We start from the raw sequence: 19,985 nt of genomic DNA on the forward strand, positions 1-19,985 counted from the left end.
GGATCGCGCTGGATCGTAGGCAGCCGGTCCGGTGAGGCAAGACGGGGGCCGCCAGCCGCAGGCCGTTTGTCACACCGGCCGCGGCAGAGACGCGAGCATGTGCGATCGTGAAGCCGGCCGGCCAGGCTCGGGCGTCACGCCCCACCGCGCGACGAGTGTGCCGGCGCGGCCATCGACTGTGGCGAGCGTGTCCACCGGCCGGGTGAACTCGACCTCAAAGGCCTCACCCCCGGCATAGATTCCCACGACCGTGCCGGTGGTGCCAGCAGGCACGCACTGCGCATCATCCCCTGTCACGGCGGACAGCAGGCGGACATGGTCGAGTTCGCGGATCGGCGGTCCCCTGCGGGATCGCCGTGGCGTTCGGTCCGAACGGTTCTGAAAGCCGACGCTTCGCCGTGGAACGAAGGTAGCGATTCCTCGAGTTGTCGCAACGGGCCGATCTGCGGCGGCCAAACAGAAAAGGGGCCGCCTCGCGGCGACCCCTCCTCGTCTCTCGACAAGTGGCCCGGACTTAGAAGTCCATGCCGCCCATGCCGCCGCCGGGCATCGCCGGGGCCGGGCTGTCCTTCTTCGGCGCGTCGGCGACCATGGCCTCCGTCGTCACCAGCAGGCCGGCGACCGAGGCCGCGTCCTGCAGGGCGGTGCGCACGACCTTGGCCGGGTCGACGATGCCGGCCTGGATCATGTCGACGTACTCTTCGGTCTGCGCGTTGAAGCCGAAGGTCTCGGAGCCCGTGTTGTCGGTGATCTTGCCGACCACGATCGAGCCCTCGACGCCCGCGTTCTGGGCGATCTGGCGGATCGGGGCCTCAAGCGCCTTCAGCACGATCTTGATGCCGGCCTGGACGTCCGGAACGTCGGACTTCAGCTCGGAGACGGCCTTCTTGGCGCGCAGCAGCGCCGTGCCGCCGCCGGGGACGATGCCTTCCTCGACCGCCGCGCGGGTGGCGTTGAGGGCGTCGTCGACGCGGTCCTTCTTCTCCTTGACCTCGACCTCGGTCGCGCCGCCGACGCGGATCACCGCGACGCCGCCCGCGAGCTTGGCCAGGCGCTCCTGGAGCTTCTCGCGGTCGTAGTCCGAGGTGGTCTCCTCGATCTGCGCCTTGATCTGGGCGACGCGGGCCTCGATGTCGGCCTTCTCGCCGGTCCCGTCGATGATCGTGGTGTTCTCCTTCTCGATGCGCACGCGCTTGGCGCGGCCGAGCATGGGGAGCGTCACGTTCTCGAGCTTGATGCCGAGATCCTCGGCGATCATCTGGCCCTTGGTCAGAATCGCGATGTCCTCGAGCATCGCCTTGCGGCGATCACCGAAGCCCGGAGCCTTCACGGCCGCGACCTTGAGGCCGCCGCGCAGCTTGTTCACCACGAGGGTGGCCAGAGCCTCGCCCTCGATGTCCTCGGCGATGATGACGAGCGGCTTGCCGGTCTGCACCACGGCCTCGAGCACCGGCAGCATGGCCTGGAGCGAGGAGAGCTTCTTCTCGTGGATGAGGATGTAGGGATCCTCGAGCTCGGCGATCATCTTCTCCGCATTCGTGATGAAGTACGGGGAGAGGTAGCCGCGGTCGAACTGCATGCCCTCGACGACGTCGAGCTCGGTCTCGGCGGTCTTCGCCTCCTCGACCGTGATCACGCCCTCGTTGCCCACCTTCTGCATCGCGTGGGCGATCATCTCGCCGATCTCCTTGTCGCCGTTGGCGGAGATCGTGCCGACCTGGGCGACCTCGTCGGAGGAGGCGACCTTCTTGGCCCGCGCCGTGATGTCCTTCACGGCGGCCTGGGTGGCGAGGTCGATGCCGCGCTTCAGGTCCATCGGGTTGATGCCGGCGGCGACGTACTTGGCGCCCTCGCGGACGATGGCCTGGGCCAGCACGGTCGCGGTGGTGGTGCCGTCACCCGCGATGTCGTTGGTCTTCGAGGCCACTTCGCGCACCATCTGGGCGCCCATGTTCTCGAACTTGTCGGCGAGCTCGATCTCCTTGGCGACCGTCACACCGTCCTTCGTGATGCGCGGGGCGCCGAAGGACTTCTCGATGACGACGTTGCGGCCCTTGGGGCCCAGCGTCACCTTGACCGCGTCGGCCAGGATGTCCACGCCGCGCAGCATCTTCTCGCGGGCGTCGGCGGCGAAACGAACGTCTTTGGCTGCCATGTGGTGGCTTCCTTCGCTCTAGGGTTCTGGGGACGTGCCCCGAGACCGCGACCGGGTCTCCAGGGGCGGTGAAAAAGCGGTGCCCGACTTAGGCGACGACGCCCATGATGTCGGACTCCTTCATGATCAGGAGGTCCTGACCGTCGATCTTGACCTCGGTGCCCGACCACTTGCCGAACAGCACGCGGTCGCCGGCCTTGACGTCGAGCGCGTTGACACGGCCCTGCTCGTCGCGGGCGCCGGGTCCGACGGCCACGATCTCGCCCTCCTGGGGCTTCTCCTTGGCGGTGTCGGGGATGATGATGCCGCCCTTCGTCTTCTCCTCGCCCTCGATACGGCGGACGACGACGCGGTCGTGCAGCGGACGGAACTTCATGAGCTGCCCTCTTGCTTCAGAACTCGAAGTGGCGTTGATGCGGCGCGCGTCGCCGCCTTCAAGCCCGGCCGTTAGCACTCATGGGGTGTGAGTGCTAACGGCCGGCGGCGAGATAGCCACGAGGGCGTATTGAGTCAAGACTGTCGCACCCCAGCGTAACGGGCCGACGACGCGTTTTTTCCTTCGCCTCCCCCGAAAGAGATATCGATCCTCCATGCTGACCCTGCACGGACCGGAGGGGCAGCTCGCGCCCGCCGCTGCCGGATCGGGCCCCGCCCTGCCGGCGGACGCGGTCTGGATCGACCTGAACGACCCCTCCGCCGAGGAGGCCCGGGCGGTGGAGGCGGCGACCGGCATCCGCGTGCCGTCGCGCAAGGCGCTCAGTGAGGTGGAGAGTTCGAGCCGGCTGCGCCGGCTGAAGAACGGGCTCTCGCTCTCGACGCCGATGATCACCTTCGAGCGGGCGGATTCGCAGCTGAAGCCGCTCGGCTTCGTGCTGACGCCGGATCACCTCGTCACCGTGCGCTTCCACGAGCTGCGGGCCTTCGAGGGCGCGCGCAAGCGTCTGGCGGAGGGCGAGCGGGCGGCCTCCAGCACCGAGACCTTTCTGCTCATCGTGGAGGAGCTGGTCGACGGGCTGGCGGACGCGCTGGAGGATATGGGCGCCGAACTCGACGCGCTCGCCACCCGCGTCTTCGACTTCGACGTGAGCGCGGGCGGACCGCGCAACGGCGAGGCGCCGCCGCCGCGGCGGCGCGACCTCGCGCTGCGCCGGATCCTGCGCGGCATCGGCCGGCGCGGCAAGGCGCTCGGCAAGATCCGCTCGAGCCTGCTCGGACTGCAGCGGATCGTTCCCTACGTGGCGGGCGCCTGCGAGGACCTGCTCCGGCAGGAGGAGGATGCGCGCTTCGAGACGATCCGGCGGGACATCGAGTCCCTCGACGAGTTCGAGACGCGGCTCTCCGAGAACGTGCAGTTCCTGCTCGACGCGGCGCTGGGCCTGATCCAGATCGAGCAGAACAACGTCTTCCGGGTGCTCACCGTGGTCTCGGTGGTGGGCGTGCCGCCGACGCTCATCGCCTCGATGTACGGCATGAACTTCAAGCACATGCCGGAGCTGGACTGGGCCTACGGCTATCCCTACGCGCTCGGGCTGATCCTGCTCAGCGCGCTGGTACCGATCGTGTATTTCCGCGTCCGCGGCTGGTTCTGAACCGCCCCCCGACGCCGAAGCGGCCCCCGACCGGCTCGGTCAGGGACCGCTTCGGGCCGTCTCAGTTCAGGTAGGTCCGGATCCAGTTCGGGGAGAGGATCTCGCCCTCCTCCGTGATGATCCAGGGCTGCTTGGCGGGGTCGGCGAGGGCGCCGGCGGCGGCGGCGATCGCCTCGCGCAGGGTGCCGTACCGCTCCGGCTGGGCCAGCGGCGAGCTCGCCGGGAGGGTGCGCCAGATCGTCAGATCGGCGGGCCGTTCGAGAGCTTCGGTTTCCATGGTCCTTGTGTTCCTTCCGAACTGGTTCGTCCGTTCAGGCAACCCGGCCGCCGATAGTCCGGACGGCACGGTAGGCCTTTGATCGTCGTGAATGGCAGCATCTCAAGGGCGACTTTGCGATCTTTTCTCTACCCTGACCCTCGGAGAGGCCACGGTTTCGACGCAAACCGTGGCCTGCACGACGGCTCGACACCGCAAAGACCCTGAAGACTGCTCATTCCCTGACGAAGATTGTCCCCGTCAGTGATGACCAATCGGTTATCGCCTTCTCCGCCGGGCCGTGGTGCGCTGCCGCACGATCGCGGGACGGTTTCCTTTCTGTTGAAGGGGACAGGCTGAACGACCAGTTAAGGGCGTGGCCGCTCGGCAACGCGGGCGCGATGCTGTATCCGCGCGGCCCCGGGCGTGGCCTGGGATGGTGGGCGGACGAGGGGTTTCGAGACGTGCCGGATCGCTTCGTGCGCACTGCCCTGGTGGCGGTGCTGGTGCTGCTGGCTCTGTTCGTGGCGCAGCCCTACGTCACGGCCCTGCTGTTCTCGGTCGAGACCCCGCGCGCCGTCACCGCCCGCGGCGACCTCGCGCCAGCCGAATCCACCACGGTCACCCTGTTCGAGCAGGCGAGCCCCTCGGTCGTCCACGTCTTCGCCCAGGCCGCAGCGCGCGGGCAGGCCCTGATGAGCCTCGACGACGAGGAGGAGGGCAGCCAGGGCAGCAGCGGCACCCAGACCGGCACCGGCTTCGTCTGGGACGCTGGCGGCCACGTCGTCACCAACAACCACGTTGTCCAGGCCGCGACCCGCTCCGGCGGCTCGATCGCCGTGCGCCTCTCCTCGGGCGAGGTGGTGGGCGCGCGGGTCGTCGGCACCGCGCCGTCCTACGACCTCGCGGTGCTGCAGCTCGGGCGCGTCTCGAAGATGCCGCCGCCGCTGGCCATCGGCACCTCCGCCAACCTGAAGGTGGGGCAGGCGACCTACGCCATCGGCAACCCGTTCGGCCTCGACCACACCCTGACGACCGGCGTGGTCAGCGCGCTCCAGCGGCGCCTGCCGACGGGGGAGGGGCGGGAGCTCTCGGGCGTGATCCAGACGGACGCGGCGATCAACCCGGGCAATTCCGGCGGTCCGCTCCTCGACTCGGCCGGGCGCCTCATCGGCGTCAACACCGCGATCTACTCGCCCTCGGGGGCGAGTGCCGGCATCGGCTTCGCGGTGCCGGTCGACACGGTGAACCGCGTGGTGCCGGACCTGATCCGCTCCGGCCGGGTGCGCAATCCGGGCATCGGCATCATCGCCGGCCAGGAGGCGACGGCCGCGCGACTCGGCATCGACGGCGTGGTGGTGCTGCGGGTGCTGCGCGGCTCGCCCGCGGCGGCCGCCGGCCTCCAGGGGGTCGATCCCGGCACGGGCGAGATCGGCGACATCATCGTGGGCGTGGGCGGCAAGCCGATCCACCGGCTGGCGGAGCTGACCGCGGCGCTCCAGGCGGCGGGCGTCGGCCAGGCCGTCAGCCTGACGGTCGAGCGCGACGGGCGCACCCGCACCGTGCGGGTGACCACCGCGGACGTGGCGGAGAACCGGCAATGAGCGGGATCGGGCACGCTATGCGCGACACTTTCCCTCCGCCTTCTGCGGCGGAGGGTGGCCCGGCCGTAAGGCCAGGTCGGTCGGGACGAAGTCCCGCAGAGGGGGGAGGGGGATCGTGCGTCGGGCTCGCGCTCCTGGCCTCCCTCCTTCTGACGCTTCCCACCGTCGCGGCCGAGCGGCCAGAGCGGCCCCGGCTCTGCCCGGAGAACGCGCCCGAGGGCGTGCGCCTGCCGCCGCGGCCGGGCTGCGGGCAGGGGGCGCCGCAGGCTCGCGACCGGGACGGGTTCCGCGATCTCGGCAACGGCGTGAAGGTGCGGGTCGGCGGCAGGGTCGGCGCCGAGTACGGCCTGGGGCGCTGAGAATCCACGGATGCTGCTCGTCATCGGCCTCGCGGCCTGCCTCGGCCTCTGGTGGTTCTCGAAGAACCGGCACCGGCTCGACCCGCGTCTCACCGGCGGCCTCGCCCGGCGCGCGGCGACCTGGGGGGCGCTGGGGCTCGCCGGGTTCTTCCTGCTGCGCGGGCAGGTCGGCCCCGCCCTCGTGCTCGGGCTGCTCGGCGTCTGGCTGCTCGAAGGCCCGGAGCGGACCGGCTCCCGCCTCGCGCGCTTCGTCTCGGGTCTCGCGGGGGGCCTGCGGCCGCCCTGGCGCCGGCGGACCGGGCCGGACACGCGCCGCTTCCGCTCGCGCCTCGTCGAGGTCGCGCTGGGGGTCGACGGCACGGTCGTGGGCGGGCAGGTCATCGCGGGCCCGCGGGCGGGAACGGATCTCGACGCGCTGGCGCTGCCGGAGCTCTTGAGCCTGCGGCAGGCCTGCCGGGCTCAGGATCCGGACGGATTGCGCATGCTAGACGCGTATCTGGACCGCCGGCGTCCCGGCTGGCGTGTAGACGCTGAGGCTGATCGAGACCCGGGGCCGGGCCGTCCGCTTCAGCCAGGGGCGATGACGCAGGAGGAGGCGTACCAGGTCCTGGGGCTTGAGCGCGGGGCGACCCTGGAGGAGATCCGGGCGGCGCACCGGCGCCTCATGAAGGCGGCCCATCCCGACCAGGGGGGAAGCGCCGAGCGTGCGGCCCGCATCAACGCGGCCCGCGACAGGCTGACGTACCGACATCGCTGATACTCCACGCGCGTTGTCGAAGATCTGCACAAGGGATGGCGCCGGCCGGAACGCGGCCGGGCGCGCCGCGGGCGACGGGCCCGCGGGTCGTCTCGCGAACGGCTCGCGATGCGTGATCCGCGGCCGGGCCGCGGGCAGGGGCTCAGCTGCGGGTGGCGAAGCAGCTGAAGCCGCCGCGCTTGAGCGCGGCGCAGGCGTCCTGCGCGGATTCCTGCTCGGAGAAGCCGGAGAAGCGGGCGCGGTAGAGCGTGGCACCGCCGTGCTCGACCTTCACCGTGTAGGGGGCGGCCTTGGCGAGCGTGCCGCCGACCTTGGCGCGGGCCTCGCTCAGCATCGCCCGGGCCTTGCCCTCGTCGTCCATGGCGCCGAGCTGGATCACCCAGGCGGTCGGCGTCACCTTCGGGCCGTTGGCGAGCGCGGGCTTCGGGGACTCGGCGCGGGAGGCGGGCGCCTCGACCGCGGCGAGGCGGGCGTCCGACTTGCCGCCGCCCGGGAAGGGGCTCTGGCCGGCGGTCGCCGCGTAGGCCTGGGCGGACCTGGGCAGGGCGCGGGCGCCGTAGCCGCCGCTGCCCGGCGTCGCGGTCGAGCGGTTCGGGGTGATGTCCATCGGCTCGGTCGAGGCCGTGGTCTCGACCTCGTCGTCGGCGGAGGCGAGCTGCGTGCGGGTGCGCGAGACGGCGTCGGCCACGACCGCGGGCCGGGCGCGCTCGGCGATCTCGGTGGTCGGCGCGGTCTGGCGGGCGCCCGCATAGGCGCGGGGCAGGTTCTGGCGCACGAGATCGGCCATGATCCGGTCACGGCTCGCGCCCGACTTGCCGCCGAGCACGATAGCCACGATCTGGCGGTCGTTGAGCTTGGCCGCCGTCATCAGGTTGAAGCCGGAATCGCGGGTGTAGCCGGTCTTGATGCCGTCCACGCCCTCGACCGTGCCGACGAGGCGGTTGTGGTTGCCGATGACCCGGCCCCGGAAGGCGAAGGAGCGGGTCTGGAAGTAGCGGTAGTAGCGCGGGAAGCGGTCCTGGATCGCTCGGGCCAGCACCGTGAGGTCGCGCGCCGTGGTGATCTGGTCGGCGTCCGGCAGGCCCGACGCGTTGGCGTAGGTGGTGCGGCTCATGCCGAGCGCCCTCGCCTTGGAGGTCATCGCCTGGGCGAAGCGCTCCTCGGAGCCCGAGATGTTCTCGCCGATGGCGCAGGCCACGTCGTTGGCGGACTTCGTGACGAGCGCCTTGATCGCGTCCTCGACCGTGATTGTGGAGCCGGGACGGAGACCCAGCTTCGAGGGCGCCTGCATGGCGGCCTTGGCGGAGATGGAGAGCTCGGAATCGAGCGCGAAGCGGCCCTTCTCCATCTGCTCGAAGAGCATGTAGAGGGTCATCACCTTCGTGATCGAGGCGGGGTGGCGCAGCGCGTCCTCGTTGACCGCGTGGAGCGTCTTGCCGCTCTTCACGTCCACCACCATCGCGGCGTAGGGCGGGTTGTAGCCGCCGCCCGCCCGGGCATGGTGGCCGCGGCGGCGTGCCTCGGCCGGGGAGGCCAGGGCGGTCAGCACCGCGGCGGCCGCGAGGGTCGCGGCGAGGGCCGGTGCCGTCCGGGAGCGGCTCTGTACGCTACGCATCACGAGTGATCGCCCTCGAAGACCGGTGCGCGACCGGTCCGCATCATGGTGGAGGCGGGCGCGCCGGACACGTCTTCCGTGGCACCGCTGCATCGTTGGGAGATTAGGAAGCCGCGGTTACAGGGCGGTTAATGGGATCCCGCACCCGGCGGCGGATCGCGAGACGCGCCCGTGCCTTGGCCGAAATGCCGCACTGCACGCGCCCCGTCGATCGGGGCGCGGCGGTGCCTGTGCCGGGCCGCGGCCGCCCTTGCGCGAGCCCCGCGCGGGAGCCGGCCGCCCTGCCAGGACAGTTTCGCGCAGGCGACTGGCGAAGTCGCCTATCGATCTGTAGATTGGCCCTGCGCGCCGCTCGCGGGCGCGCCGTGCTCCGGGTGGGGCGCGCACCGGCTGCCGTTCAGGGTTCGGTTCGAGAGAGATGATTCAGGTCCCGATGCTGGGCACCGCTGACGTCACGGCCGGTCGCGTTCCGGCCCCCACCACGGCGATGGCCTCCGGTCCCGGCGGATCCGGCGGCGGCGACGACCGCTCGAACACGGCCATCATCACCCGGACCCGGACGCGCACCAAGCGGCCGAGCCTCTATCGGGTTCTGCTCCTCAACGACGACTACACGCCCATGGAGTTCGTGGTCCTCGTCGTGGAGCGGTTCTTCAACAAATCGCACGAGGACGCCTACCAGATCATGATGCACGTGCATCACAACGGGGTGGGCGAGTGCGGGGTGTTCACCTACGAGGTCGCGGAGACCAAGGTGACGCAGGTCATGGACTTTGCGCGCAAGCACCAACATCCTCTTCAGTGCGTTATGGAAAAGAAATAGGCACCCACACAGAGGCCAGCTTTGCCCAGCTTCTCACGCAGCCTAGAACAAGCCCTCCACCGCGCCCTGGCGCTCGCCGGCGAGCGCCGGCACGAATATGCGACGCTGGAGCACCTGCTGCTGGCGCTCACCGACGATCAGGACGCCGCGGCCGTCATGCGGGCCTGCAACGTCGAGATCGACACGCTGAAACGCAGCCTCGTCGAGTACGTCGACACCGAGCTCTCCAACCTCACCGGTGACGGCCGCCAGGACGCCAAGCCCACGGCCGGCTTCCAGCGGGTGATCCAGCGCGCGGTGATCCACGTGCAGTCCTCGGGGCGCGAGGAGGTCACCGGCGCCAACGTGCTGGTGGCGATCTTCGCCGAGCGCGAGAGCCACGCCGCCTACTTCCTGCAAGAGCAGGACATGACCCGCTACGACGCGGTCAACTACATCAGCCACGGCATCGCCAAGCGCCCCGGCGCCTCGGAGGCCAAGCCCGTGCGCGGCGCCGAGGAGGAGGGGTCCTCCGAGCGGCCGAGCGACGACGGCGAGGCGCGCGGCACCAAGAAGAAGGGCGACGCTCTCGACGCCTACTGCGTCAACCTCAACAAGAAGGCCCGCGACGGCAAGATCGACCCGCTGATCGGCCGCCACGCCGAGGTCGAGCGCACGATCCAGGTGCTCTGCCGCCGCCAGAAGAACAACCCGCTGCTGGTGGGCGATCCGGGCGTGGGCAAGACCGCGATCGCGGAGGGGCTCGCGCGCAAGATCATCCAGCACGAGGTGCCGGAGGTGCTCGCCGACGCGACGGTCTTCTCCCTCGACATGGGCACGCTGCTCGCCGGCACCCGCTACCGCGGCGACTTCGAGGAGCGCCTCAAGCAGGTGATGAAGGAGATCGAGGCGCACCCCAACGCCATCATGTTCATCGACGAGATCCACACGGTGATCGGCGCCGGTGCGACCTCGGGCGGCGCGATGGACGCCTCGAACCTCTTGAAGCCGGCCTTGGCCTCCGGGGCGCTGCGCTGCATCGGCTCGACCACCTACAAGGAGTACCGTCAGTACTTCGAGAAGGACCGGGCCCTCGTGCGCCGCTTCCAGAAGATCGACGTCAACGAGCCCTCGATCCCCGACACGATCGAGATCGTGAAGGGCCTGCGCCCGTACTTCGAGGAGTTCCACAAGCTCAAGTTCACGACCGACGCCGTGAAGGCGGCGGTCGAGCTGTCGGCCCGCTACATCAACGACCGCAAGCTGCCCGACAAGGCGATCGACGTGATCGACGAGACGGGCGCCTCGCAGATGCTGGTGCCGGAGGCTAGGCGCAAGCGCACCATCGGCGTGAAGGAGATTGAGGCGACCATCGCCACGATGGCCCGCATCCCGCCCAAGACCGTCTCCAAGGACGACGCGGTGGTTCTCCAGAATCTCACCGAGAACCTGAAGCGGGTGGTGTACGGCCAGTCGAACGCGATCGAGGCCCTGACCTCGGCGATCAAGCTGGCGCGTGCTGGCTTGCGCGATCCCGACAAGCCGATCGGCTCCTACCTGTTCGCGGGCCCGACCGGCGTCGGCAAGACCGAGGCCGCCAAGCAGCTCGCGTCCAGCCTCGGCGTCGAGATGCTGCGCTTCGACATGTCGGAGTACATGGAGCGCCACACGGTCTCGCGCCTCATCGGCGCGCCGCCCGGCTATGTCGGCTTCGACCAGGGGGGTCTCCTCACCGACGGGATCGATCAGCACCCGCACTGCGTGCTCCTCCTCGACGAGATCGAGAAGGCGCATCCGGACCTGTTCAACATCCTGCTGCAGGTGATGGACCACGGGAAGCTGACCGACCACAACGGCAAGCAGGTCGATTTCCGCAACGTCATCATCATCATGACGTCGAACGCGGGTGCCTCGGATCTGGCAAAGTCGGCCTACGGCTTCACCCAGTCCAAGCGCTCGGGCGACGACGTCGAGGCGATCAACCGCCTGTTCGCGCCGGAATTCCGCAACCGGCTCGACGCGATCATCTCGTTCGGTCACCTGCCGAAGGAGGTCGTGGCCAAGGTGGTGGACAAGTTCGTCCTCCAGCTCGAGGCGCAGCTCGCCGACCGCAACGTCACGATCGAGCTGACCGACGAGGCCCGCGACTGGCTGGTGGAGAACGGCTACGACGACGCGATGGGCGCCCGGCCCATGGCTCGCCTGATCCAGTCCACCATCAAGACGCCGCTCGCCGACGAGGTGCTGTTCGGGCGCCTCAAGGACGGCGGCGCCGTGAAGGTGGTGCTGAAGAAGCCCGAGGATTCCGAGGCCAAGGCCGGTGCCAAGGACTCGCTCGGCTTCGAGTTCCCGGCCGGCCCGGTCACCCCGAAGCCGGAGAAGGACGTGGCCTCGACCGCGGCCAAGAAGAAGCGGGCCAAGCCTCGCTCGACCAGCCGCAAGAAGCCGCCGAAGGACGACAAGGGCGGCGGCGGCTCCGGCGGCAAGAGCGTCCGGACCGTGCCGAAGGTGCCGCTCGTCCGGGCCTGAGGCAGCCGGACGGCGCCGCGGGGTTTCACCAACCGACCCGCGAGGGTATAGGCGCGGCGGCACGTGAAGGTGCCGCCGCGACGGGAGGGGCTCGATGACCGACGATCTGCAGGAGGGCCCCCTCGCGCAGACCACCTACGCCCCGGCGCCGAAGAAGCTCACTGCCCGGGAGCAGCGCCGGCGCCGCCGTCAGCGGCGCAAGCGCGGCGAGGAGGTGCTAGCCTGGGTGCTGGTGCCGGTGATCTGCCTCGGCATCTACTGGGGCGTCGCCGCCGGCTTCGAGATGATGAACACCTCGCCGGGCCAAGTCTGGGACCAGCTCATGCAGGTCAAGGCGATGATGGAGAAGCGCTCGGGGTGAGCGCGTCGCGCTCCCTCCCCCGCAGAGGGGGGGAAGGGAACGTCGCGGTCAGCCCAGCCGCAGCGCGTGCACCGAGAACAGCGCCTGCGGGTCGGTCCAGACTTGGACCGGCGCCCAGCCCGCCGAGGCGGCAAGTGCCCGGAAGCTCTCCACCGTGTACTTGTAGCTGTTCTCGGTGTGGATCGACTCGCCCGCCGCGAAGGCGACCGGGCGACCCGCCACGGCGACGTCCTGCGCGGCGCGGGCGACGAGGTGCATCTCGATGCGCGAGGCCTGGTCGTTGAACACGGCCCGGTGCGCGAAGGCGTCGAGGTCGAAAGTGCCGCCGAGCTCCCTGTTGATCCGCGTCAGCACGTTGCGGTTGAAGGCCGCCGTGACGCCGGCCGCGTCGTCGTAGGCCGCCTCCAGCACCGCGTGGTCCTTCACCAGATCGACGCCGACGACCAGGACGGCCCCCGCACCCAGGACGGCACCGAACTGGCGGAGCAGGCGCGCCGCCTCGGCGGGCTCGAAATTGCCGATGGTCGAGCCCGGGAAGAACCCGGCCCGCGGCGCGTCGCCGAGATCGGCCGGCAGCGAGAAGGGCCGGGTGAAGTCTGCCGCGACAGGCTCGACCCGCAGGACCGGAAAGTCCGCGCGCAGTCCCGCCGCCTGCGCGTGCAGGAAGCTCTCCGAGACGTCGACCGGCAGGTAGGCCGCGAGGTCGGGCAGGTGGCGCAGGAGGCGGCGCACCTTCACGGTCGAGCCGCTGCCGAACTCGACGAGCGCGGCGCCCTGGGGGAGGGCGGCGGCGATTGCCGGCCCCTGCGCGTCGAGGATCGCGAGCTCGGTGCGGGTCGGGTAGTACTCGGGCAGCCGGGTGATCGCCTCGAAGAGGTCCGAGCCGGCGTCGTCGTAGAAGTACTTGGCCGGCAGGGTCTTCTGCGCCTGCGCGAAGCCCTGCAGCACGTCGTCCAGGAAGCCCTGGGGCTCCGGGGCCTGGGTGACGGGCGTCGCGTTGTCGAAAACGGGCTTGATGGTCACGGGACAGGCTCCGGGCTGGCGCGGCCGCACCGGCGTGGTGCCGGGCGGTCGCGCGAGGAGACGAGGACAACGGCCTGAGGCCGCGCGCCGATCCGGCGGCGACCCGCTTGAGGATCGGCCTTAGGTCAGCCGCGCTGGTTGGCCAGCCGCAGGCCGGTGAACTGCCAGCGCTGGTGCGGGTAGAAGAAGTTGCGGTAGGGTAGCCGGGCGTGGCCCTCCGGCGTGGCGACGGAGGAGCCGCGCAACACCATCTGGTTGGCCATGAACTTGCCGTTGTACTCGCCGAGCGCGCCCGGCAGCGGCCGGTAGCCCGGATAGGCAACGTAGGGGCTGCGGGTCCACTGCCAGACGAGGCCGAAGGCGTCGTCGAGGCCGTGGTCGCGCGCCGCCACCTCCCACTCGGCCTCCGTCGGCAGGTCGCGGCCGGCCCAGCGCGCGTAGGCGTCGGCCTCGTAGTAGCTGATATGGGTGACGGGCTGGTCCGCCTCGACCGGGCGGCGCCCGCCGAGCGTCATCACGCTCCAGCCCTCGCCCTCCCGCCGCCAGTAGCCCGGCGCCTCCCAGCCCTGCTCTTGCGCGGCGATCCAGCCGTCCGAGAGCCAGAGGTCGGGGCGCTCGTAGCCGCCGTCCCGCATGAAGGCCTGCCACTGGCCGCAGGTGACCAGCGCCCGGTCCACCGCGCAGGGCAGGATCAGGCTGTCGTGGCGCGGGTGCTCGTTGTCGAAGGAGAAGCCGTTCCCTTCGTGCCCGACCTGCACGACGGCCCGCGGAAGCTCCACCGTGCCGGGGCGGGCGGTGGCCTGGGGGAAACGCCAGTCCGCGTCGTAGAGTGCGCCGAGCGGGTTCTGGGCGAAGGCGTGCAGGATGTCGGTGAGGATCAGCTCCTGGTGCTGCTGCTCGTGATAGAGCCCGATCTCCAGGATCGGCAGCACCGCCTCCAGGGAGCCGGGCGCGGCCTGGCCGAGCAGAGTCTCGATGGCCTGATCGACGTGGCGCCGATAGGCGGCGACCTCATCGGCGTTCGGCCGGGTGATCAGGCCGCGGGCGATGCGCGGCTGCCGGGGGCCCGCGGCGACGTAGTAGGAATTGAACAGGTAGTGCCAGCGCTCGTCGTGGACGCAATAGCCCGGCAGGTGCTCGCGCAGCAGGAACTGCTCGAAGAACCACGTCGTGTGCGCCCGGTGCCACTTGGTCGGGCTGGCATCGGCCATCGACTGGATCTGCTGGTCTTCCGGAGAGAGCGGGGCGGCGCGGCGCTCGGTCTCGGCCCGCACATGGCGGTAGGCGGCGAGCCAGGCGGCGCGGTCGACGGGCCGGACCGTCACGGCGGGCGGCGGAAAGGCGGCGGGTACGGCTGCGCTCTGCGCCGACGCGCGGGTGGCCGCTGTGGCTGCCATGGCATTCCTCTCCTCGACCGGGGCCCCAGGAAAACACTCTGCTCCCGGGACGGCATCCGAGGAGGAGATATGGCCAAGCGCGCGACCGGCAACGCGGGCGCGGCGATTCTGCCGCAGCCGGCCCGAAAGCGGCGTGCGAGGCGCCAGCGGGCCGCGCGGGCAGGCGGGCGCGGAGCCTTTTTCCGGCCTCAGTGAGAGTGCCTTAACCCTCGGGGCTGACACTACCCTCCTTCAGCGCGGGGTATCGCGACGTATGCGGATCGATCTCATGGCCGGGGCGAGCCTGTCCGTCGCCGCCCGTGCGGCGCCCGTCGAGCCTCACATCCTCGTGTTCGACTCCGGTCTCGGCGGCCTCACGGTGCTGGAAGCGGTGCGCCGCGCCCGGCCGGACGCCCGCTACGTCTACGCCGCTGACGACGCCGCCTTCCCGTACGGACGCCTCGGCGAGGCGACGCTCGTCGCCCGGGTGCTCGCCGTGATGGAGCGGCTGATCGCGGTGCATCACCCGGATCTCGTGGTGATCGCCTGCAACACGGCCTCGACGCTCGTGCTGCCGGCTCTGCGCCAGCGCTTCACCACGCCCTTCGTCGGGGTCGTTCCGCCGATCAAGCCCGCCGCCGAGACGACCCGCTCGGGCCTCGTCTCCCTGCTGGCCACGCCCGGCACGGTGGCGCGCTCCTACACGCGCGACCTGATCGCCACCTACGCGAACACCTGCCGCGTGGCGCTCGTGGGCTCGCCGAACCTCGCGAACTACGCCGAGGCCGAACTGTCGGGCGCGCCCGTGCCGGACACGGCCCTCGCCGCGGAGATCGCGCCCTGCTTCGTCACCGCGGAGGACGGGCGGCGCACGGACGTGGTCTGCCTCGCCTGCACCCATTACCCGCTGCTCCGCGCCCGCTTCGAGCGCCTCGCCCCCTGGCCGGTCACCTGGATCGACCCGGCGCCCGCGATCGCCCGGCGAGTGACGCAGCTTCTCGGCTCCGGCCCCGCGGGCGCGGAGCCCGGGCCGGTACTCGCCGCCTTCACGGGTCAGTCCCCGGCCCTGGCCCTGCGCGCCTCGCTCGACGCCCGCGGCGTCACCGAGATCGGCGTCGAGGCGATGCCGGTCGCGCTGCAATCCTGACGCGCGGTCCCGGCACCGGGCCTCCCGGCCTTTGGGCGCTTGAGCCGCCGGCCCCTCAGCGCGTAGTCAGGTCCGGCGGCCGAGCGCGCGTCCGGCGCGGAGCCGGGCCGGGCCGCGAGCAGGATCGATGAGAAAGCCGAGAGCCCCGCGCAAGCCGTCCGCCCAGTCGTCGGCCAAGCCATCGACCATGCCGTCCGCGGCCCCGGCCGCCGGCAACCCGATCCTCAGCCCGGAACGGCGCCCGGACGACCCGGAGCAGAGCATCCGTCCTCTGTCGCTGGCGGAGTTCGTCGGCCAGCGGGCGGCGCGGGCCAACATGCAGATCTTCATCGAGGCCGCCCGCAAGACGGGCCAGGCCCTCGACCACGTGCTCTTCGTCGGGCCCCCCGGCCTCGGCAAGACAACCCTCGCCCAGATCGTCGCCCGCGAGCTCGGCGTGAACTTCCGCTCCACCTCCGGCCCCGTCATCGCCAAGGCCGGCGATCTGGCCGCACAGCTCACCAACCTCGACGAGCGCGACGTCCTGTTCATCGACGAGATCCACCGCCTCAACCCGGCGGTGGAGGAGATCCTCTACCCGGCCATGGAGGACTACCAGCTCGACCTGATCATCGGCGAGGGGCCGGCCGCCCGCTCGGTCAAGATCGACCTGCCGAAGTTCACGCTTGTCGGCGCCACCACCCGGGCGGGCCTGCTCACCACGCCGTTGCGCGACCGCTTCGGCATCCCGATCCGGCTGGCCTTCTACGATGTGGACGAGCTGCAGCTCATCGTGGAGCGGGGCGCGCGGGTCCTGGGGCTCGGCATGTCGGCGGAGGGCGCCAACGAGATCGCCCGGCGGGCACGCGGCACGCCGCGGATCGCGGGCCGGCTGCTGCGGCGGGTGCGCGACTTCGCGGTGGTGGCCGAGGAGCCGGTGGTGACGCGCACCCTCGCCGACCGGGCGCTGCAACTCCTCGACGTGGACGCGATCGGCCTCGACGTGATGGACCGCAAGTACCTGAGCCTGATCGCGGGCTCGTTCGGGGGCGGGCCGGTGGGCATCGAGACGATCGCGGCCGCGCTCTCCGAGCCGCGCGACGCGATCGAGGACATCATCGAGCCCTACCTGATCCAGCAGGGCTTCGTGCAGCGCACCCCCCGCGGCCGCGTCCTCACCGCCCGGGCCTTCCAGCACATGGGGCTGCCCGCTCCCCGCACCGACCCGAGCCGACAGCCGGGCCTGTTCCCGGACGACGGCGCGGATGCCTGACCGGCGCCGCGCCGTCACGGTCACGCGGCGGACGGTCCTGCTGGGCCTCGGCGGCACCGCGCTCGCCGGGACCGGCACGGCGGCCTATGCGGTCGGGATCGAGCCGCGCCGGATCGTCGTCACACGCTACCGCATTCGCACGCGCGCGCCCTGGCCGGCCGGGCGGCGGCTGCGCATCGTCGCGCTCTCCGACATCCACGCCTGCGAGCCCTGGATGCCGCTCGCGCAGATCGCCGAGATCGTCGCGGTCGCCAACGGGCTCGGCGGCGACGTGATCGTGCTCACCGGCGACTACGTCGCGGGCATGAAGCTCGTCACGGACACCATCGACGCGGCGCGCTGGGCCCCGGTGCTCGGGGGCCTGCGCGCCCCGCTCGGCACCTTCGCGGTGCTGGGCAATCACGACTGGTGGGAGGACCGGACGGCGCAGCGGCGCGGGCACGGCCCGACCATCGCGGGCCGGGCGCTGGAGGAGGCGGGCATCCGCGTCTTGGAGAACGCGGTGCAGCCGCTCGATCTCGGCGGCGCGACGGTCTGGCTCGCTGGGCTCGGCGACCAGATCGCGCTGCTCCCGGCGCGCCGACGCGACCCCACCCTCCGCCCCGGCGTGGACGACCTGGCCGGAACGCTCGCGCAGATCCCGGCGGACGCGCCCGCGATCCTGCTCGCGCACGAGCCCGACATCTTCCCGAAGGTGCCGCCACGGGTCGCGCTCACCCTGTCCGGCCACACCCATGGTGGCCAAGTGCGTCCCTTCGGACGTCCGATCATCGTGCCCTCGCGCTACGGCACGCGCTACGCCTACGGGCATGTCCGCGAGCAGACCGACCTAGTGGTCTCGGGCGGACTCGGCATGAGCGGGCTGCCGGTACGGTTCGGTATTCCGCCCGAGATCGTCGTGGTCGAGTTGGAGGCGGAGGCGCCAACCGCCGGCTAGATATGCATTATACGCATGTCTGATAGCTGTCTTGGGACCTGACGACAGGCCAAATTGGAAAGGCGGATCTCCCTCCAGCCACCGGCTCGAAAGGTTCATTCACCTACCAAGTCATTGTTGGAAAACAATTTTTTTCGCCGCTGTCCCAAGAGTGAAGGGCGGCTCACGGCTCGCCCAATCCTGTGATCACAGACTTGTGGGCATGCGGAACAGGACTGCACTGCACAAGTTGACGGCGCGACCGTGCTCTCTGGGAGCACCGGCAGAACGAACGATTTCCAGCACGATCTTCGAGGAAGTACCCGTCATGAAGACGACCGTCCTGGCCGCCCTCGGCCTGTCCGTTGCCGCCATCGCCACCCCGGCCCTCGCGCAGGACGCTCTGCCGCTGCGCATCGGCGCCGACGCCCCGATCGGCGCCGCCGGAACCTCGACGCCCGCGTTCCGCACCGAGGCCCTGCGCTCGGACGCCGCCAGCATCGAGGCCAGCCGCATCGCCCTGGAGCGCTCCCGCAACCCGCGCGTGCGCAACTACGCCAACCGCGTCCTGGTCGAGCGTGAGGCCACCACCAAGGCGCTCCTGCCGGAGGGCACCTCGCTGAGCGCGACCGGCCGCGTCGTCTCCGACCGCCAGGGCATCCCAACCCGTCTCGACAACCCGCTCGGCGTGGTGCTGGCCCCCGTGACGATCGCCGCCAACCTCGGCACCAACATCGTCGGCGGCGTGCTCGGCGGCGTCGGCATCGTGGACAACAGCCCGGCCGAGGCCGGCCGCCGCGTCGCGCTCGGCCCGAACGGCCAGGAGCGCATCGCCCGCCTGCAGGCGGCCCGCAACAGCCGCGAGTTCGACCGCACCTACATCAGCCAGCAGGCCCGGTCGGACGCCCGCACGCTCGCGCTCTACCAGACCTACGCCCGCAACGGCGACAGCAATGCCGGCCGCACCTTCGCCAACGAGGCGCTGCCCTTCATCGCCGACGAGCACGCCCACTCGGCAAGCCTGGCCGGCCGCATCGGCGGCTGAGCGGCGCGCGCCGCACCAGGCAGGGCCGTCCCCGAAAGGGGGCGGCCCTTGCCGTTTCAGGCGGGCTGGACGACGAGCCGGCCGCCCTGCGTCTCCAGGCTCCGGGCAAGGAGCCGCATCAGGGCGTAGACCGCATCGATATGCGGGGTCGGCGTGTCGGTGATCCGGCCGAGCTCGATCACCGAGCCGACCAGCGCCTCCAGCTCGATCGCCCGGCCCGCTTCGACATCCTGCAGCATCGAGGTCTTGTGCGCGCCGACCTTCTCGGCCCCCGCGATGCGCCGATCGATATCGACCCGGAAGGTGGCGCCGAGCGCGGTCGCGATCGCCTGCGCCTCCAGCATCATCGCGCGCGCCAGCGCACGGGTCTCCGGGAACCGGCAGATGTCGACGAGCGTCGCGTGGGTCAGGGCCGAGATCGGGTTGAAGCTGAGGTTGCCCCAGAGCTTGAGCCAGATCTCCGAGCGGATGTCGGCGCTCACCGGCGCCTTGAAGCCCGCGTGGCCGAGCCGCTCCGAGAGCGCTTGCGCCCGCGCGCTCATCGAGCCGTCGGGCTCGCCCAGCGTGTAGCGGTTGCCCTCCACCACGCGGACCACGCCCGGCTTCTCGAGGATCGCGGCGGGGTAGACCACGGAGCCGATCACCCGCGCGGCGTCGATGTGGCGGGCGATCTGGCCGCCCGGATCCGAGTTCTCGACCTGCCGGCCCGCCTGCGGCCCGTCGTAGCCGTGCAGGAAGTACCACCACGGGATCCCGTTCTGCAGGGTCACGATCGCGGTGTCGGGCCCCATCAGATGTCGGAGGTCGGCCGCTATCGGCCCGACCTGATGCGCCTTCACGGTGAGGAGCACGGTGTCGTGCACCCCCGCCTCCTGCATCGACCGCACGGCACGCACGTCCCGGGCATGGACCTCCGAGCCGTCCTCCTCGATCAGCCGCATGCCGCCCGCCTGGATCGCCTCCAGGTTCGCGCCGCGCGCGATGAAGGTGACCCGCTCGCCCGCGGCAGCGAGCTTGACGCCGAGTTGCCCGCCGATGGCGCCTGCGCCGACGATCGCGATGCTCATCCGTTCCATCCGTGCGCGCCGCTGGCATACGGCATACACAGAGCCTGCCCGAAAGCTGTCTTGCCGTCTTCAGCAAAGAATTCGCGGGCCCGTCAAAAAAACTTCACCGCTCACGGATCGGTGTGCGCGGTG

Annotated in this window: 19 protein-coding genes; 11 read left to right on the top strand and 8 right to left on the bottom strand. The window is 70.9% G+C overall.

Features of this window, described 5'->3' with window-relative positions:
• Positions 1 to 69 precede the first annotated feature (69 nt).
• From DK427_RS27380 to groES, 3 genes are all read right to left on the bottom strand, one after another.
• Positions 70 to 456: a DUF4926 domain-containing protein gene (locus DK427_RS27380; RefSeq protein WP_281276954.1), complete on the bottom strand. Its 387-nt coding sequence runs from the start codon at positions 454 to 456 to the stop codon at positions 70 to 72.
• A gap of 58 nt (positions 457 to 514) precedes the next feature.
• Complete coding sequence (gene groL / locus DK427_RS14465; protein WP_109951875.1) at positions 515 to 2,155, bottom strand: chaperonin GroEL; 1,641 nt, start codon at positions 2,153 to 2,155, stop codon at positions 515 to 517.
• A gap of 88 nt (positions 2,156 to 2,243) precedes the next feature.
• Positions 2,244 to 2,531, bottom strand: a complete 288-nt coding sequence (gene groES / locus DK427_RS14470; protein ID WP_066926338.1) for a co-chaperone GroES — start codon at positions 2,529 to 2,531, stop codon at positions 2,244 to 2,246.
• Positions 2,532 to 2,745: 214 nt separating this feature from the next.
• Between groES and DK427_RS14475 the strand changes: the two genes are divergently transcribed.
• Positions 2,746 to 3,744: a CorA family divalent cation transporter gene (locus tag DK427_RS14475; RefSeq protein WP_109951876.1), complete on the top strand. Its 999-nt coding sequence runs from the start codon at positions 2,746 to 2,748 to the stop codon at positions 3,742 to 3,744.
• Positions 3,745 to 3,805: 61 nt separating this feature from the next.
• Here DK427_RS14475 and DK427_RS14480 read toward each other — a convergent pair whose 3' ends face one another.
• A complete protein-coding gene (locus tag DK427_RS14480) occupies positions 3,806 to 4,021 on the bottom strand; it encodes a hypothetical protein (protein WP_109951877.1) in 216 nt (71 codons plus the stop codon).
• Positions 4,022 to 4,464: 443 nt separating this feature from the next.
• Here DK427_RS14480 and DK427_RS14485 point away from each other — a divergent pair, with 443 nt between their 5' ends.
• From DK427_RS14485 to DK427_RS14495, 3 genes are all read left to right on the top strand, one after another.
• A complete protein-coding gene (locus DK427_RS14485; protein ID WP_109951878.1) occupies positions 4,465 to 5,604 on the top strand; it encodes a S1C family serine protease in 1,140 nt (379 codons plus the stop codon).
• A 221-nt stretch (positions 5,605 to 5,825) separates the two neighbouring features.
• A complete protein-coding gene (locus DK427_RS27105) occupies positions 5,826 to 5,963 on the top strand; it encodes a hypothetical protein (RefSeq protein ID WP_245930572.1) in 138 nt (45 codons plus the stop codon).
• Positions 5,964 to 5,973: 10 nt separating this feature from the next.
• Entirely contained in the window at positions 5,974 to 6,720 is a 747-nt protein-coding gene (locus tag DK427_RS14495; protein WP_109951879.1) for a J domain-containing protein, read from the top strand.
• Between the two features lie 142 nt (positions 6,721 to 6,862).
• Here DK427_RS14495 and DK427_RS14500 read toward each other — a convergent pair whose 3' ends face one another.
• The gene (locus DK427_RS14500) at positions 6,863 to 8,335 is read right to left on the bottom strand and encodes an SPOR domain-containing protein (protein WP_109951880.1); all 1,473 of its coding nucleotides are present in this window, start codon (positions 8,333 to 8,335) and stop codon (positions 6,863 to 6,865) included.
• 487 nt (positions 8,336 to 8,822) lie between these two features.
• Here DK427_RS14500 and clpS point away from each other — a divergent pair, with 487 nt between their 5' ends.
• From clpS to DK427_RS14515, 3 genes are all read left to right on the top strand, one after another.
• Positions 8,823 to 9,158 carry an ATP-dependent Clp protease adapter ClpS gene (gene clpS, locus DK427_RS14505; protein WP_109954171.1) on the top strand — a complete coding sequence of 112 codons (336 nt, stop codon included), beginning with the start codon at positions 8,823 to 8,825 and terminating at the stop codon, positions 9,156 to 9,158.
• A 21-nt stretch (positions 9,159 to 9,179) separates the two neighbouring features.
• Positions 9,180 to 11,666: an ATP-dependent Clp protease ATP-binding subunit ClpA gene (clpA, locus tag DK427_RS14510; protein ID WP_109951881.1), complete on the top strand. Its 2,487-nt coding sequence runs from the start codon at positions 9,180 to 9,182 to the stop codon at positions 11,664 to 11,666.
• Between the two features lie 94 nt (positions 11,667 to 11,760).
• Positions 11,761 to 12,027: a hypothetical protein gene (locus tag DK427_RS14515; protein WP_109951882.1), complete on the top strand. Its 267-nt coding sequence runs from the start codon at positions 11,761 to 11,763 to the stop codon at positions 12,025 to 12,027.
• A gap of 48 nt (positions 12,028 to 12,075) precedes the next feature.
• On the opposite strand, the gene egtD is transcribed toward DK427_RS14515, so the two are convergent.
• Together egtD and egtB are read right to left on the bottom strand one after the other, a co-directional pair.
• Positions 12,076 to 13,050: an L-histidine N(alpha)-methyltransferase gene (egtD, locus tag DK427_RS14520; RefSeq protein ID WP_109951883.1), complete on the bottom strand. Its 975-nt coding sequence runs from the start codon at positions 13,048 to 13,050 to the stop codon at positions 12,076 to 12,078.
• 125 nt (positions 13,051 to 13,175) lie between these two features.
• Positions 13,176 to 14,447: an ergothioneine biosynthesis protein EgtB gene (gene egtB / locus DK427_RS14525; protein ID WP_109951884.1), complete on the bottom strand. Its 1,272-nt coding sequence runs from the start codon at positions 14,445 to 14,447 to the stop codon at positions 13,176 to 13,178.
• Positions 14,448 to 14,700: 253 nt separating this feature from the next.
• Here egtB and murI point away from each other — a divergent pair, with 253 nt between their 5' ends.
• From murI to DK427_RS14545, 4 genes are all read left to right on the top strand, one after another.
• Complete coding sequence (gene murI / locus DK427_RS14530) at positions 14,701 to 15,573, top strand: glutamate racemase (protein WP_109951885.1); 873 nt, start codon at positions 14,701 to 14,703, stop codon at positions 15,571 to 15,573.
• A 187-nt stretch (positions 15,574 to 15,760) separates the two neighbouring features.
• Positions 15,761 to 16,825, top strand: coding sequence for a Holliday junction branch migration DNA helicase RuvB (gene ruvB / locus DK427_RS14535; RefSeq protein ID WP_109951886.1), 1,065 nt, complete (start codon positions 15,761 to 15,763; stop codon positions 16,823 to 16,825).
• Complete coding sequence (locus DK427_RS14540) at positions 16,818 to 17,762, top strand: metallophosphoesterase (RefSeq protein WP_109951887.1); 945 nt, start codon at positions 16,818 to 16,820, stop codon at positions 17,760 to 17,762. Before ruvB ends, DK427_RS14540 begins: the two co-directional genes overlap by 8 nt.
• Positions 17,763 to 18,069: 307 nt before the next feature.
• On the top strand, positions 18,070 to 18,786 hold the full coding sequence (locus DK427_RS14545) for a DUF4142 domain-containing protein (protein WP_109951888.1): 717 nt from the start codon (positions 18,070 to 18,072) through the stop codon (positions 18,784 to 18,786).
• 56 nt (positions 18,787 to 18,842) lie between these two features.
• On the opposite strand, the gene DK427_RS14550 is transcribed toward DK427_RS14545, so the two are convergent.
• A complete protein-coding gene (locus DK427_RS14550; RefSeq protein ID WP_109951889.1) occupies positions 18,843 to 19,853 on the bottom strand; it encodes a 2-dehydropantoate 2-reductase in 1,011 nt (336 codons plus the stop codon).
• Positions 19,854 to 19,985: the final 132 nt, after the last annotated feature.

Origin of the sequence: Methylobacterium radiodurans, from assembly GCF_003173735.1 — a bacterium.
GTDB lineage: Bacteria > Pseudomonadota > Alphaproteobacteria > Rhizobiales > Beijerinckiaceae > Methylobacterium > Methylobacterium radiodurans.

What these genes read in the sequence shown, in the direction of transcription:
- groL (WP_109951875.1), bottom strand. Translation starts at nt 2,155, where the DNA reads ATGGCAGCCAAAGACGTTCGTTTCGCCGCCGACGCCCGCGAGAAGATG.
- groES (WP_066926338.1), bottom strand. Translation starts at nt 2,531, where the DNA reads ATGAAGTTCCGTCCGCTGCACGACCGCGTCGTCGTCCGCCGTATCGAG.
- DK427_RS14475 (WP_109951876.1), top strand. Translation starts at nt 2,746, where the DNA reads ATGCTGACCCTGCACGGACCGGAGGGGCAGCTCGCGCCCGCCGCTGCC.
- DK427_RS14480 (WP_109951877.1), bottom strand. Translation starts at nt 4,021, where the DNA reads ATGGAAACCGAAGCTCTCGAACGGCCCGCCGATCTGACGATCTGGCGC.
- DK427_RS14495 (WP_109951879.1), top strand. Translation starts at nt 5,974, where the DNA reads ATGCTGCTCGTCATCGGCCTCGCGGCCTGCCTCGGCCTCTGGTGGTTC.
- DK427_RS14500 (WP_109951880.1), bottom strand. Translation starts at nt 8,335, where the DNA reads ATGCGTAGCGTACAGAGCCGCTCCCGGACGGCACCGGCCCTCGCCGCG.
- clpS (WP_109954171.1), top strand. Translation starts at nt 8,823, where the DNA reads ATGGCCTCCGGTCCCGGCGGATCCGGCGGCGGCGACGACCGCTCGAAC.
- DK427_RS14515 (WP_109951882.1), top strand. Translation starts at nt 11,761, where the DNA reads ATGACCGACGATCTGCAGGAGGGCCCCCTCGCGCAGACCACCTACGCC.
- egtB (WP_109951884.1), bottom strand. Translation starts at nt 14,447, where the DNA reads ATGGCAGCCACAGCGGCCACCCGCGCGTCGGCGCAGAGCGCAGCCGTA.
- murI (WP_109951885.1), top strand. Translation starts at nt 14,701, where the DNA reads ATGCGGATCGATCTCATGGCCGGGGCGAGCCTGTCCGTCGCCGCCCGT.
- ruvB (WP_109951886.1), top strand. Translation starts at nt 15,761, where the DNA reads ATGCCGTCCGCGGCCCCGGCCGCCGGCAACCCGATCCTCAGCCCGGAA.
- DK427_RS14540 (WP_109951887.1), top strand. Translation starts at nt 16,818, where the DNA reads ATGCCTGACCGGCGCCGCGCCGTCACGGTCACGCGGCGGACGGTCCTG.
- DK427_RS14545 (WP_109951888.1), top strand. Translation starts at nt 18,070, where the DNA reads ATGAAGACGACCGTCCTGGCCGCCCTCGGCCTGTCCGTTGCCGCCATC.
- DK427_RS14550 (WP_109951889.1), bottom strand. Translation starts at nt 19,853, where the DNA reads ATGAGCATCGCGATCGTCGGCGCAGGCGCCATCGGCGGGCAACTCGGC.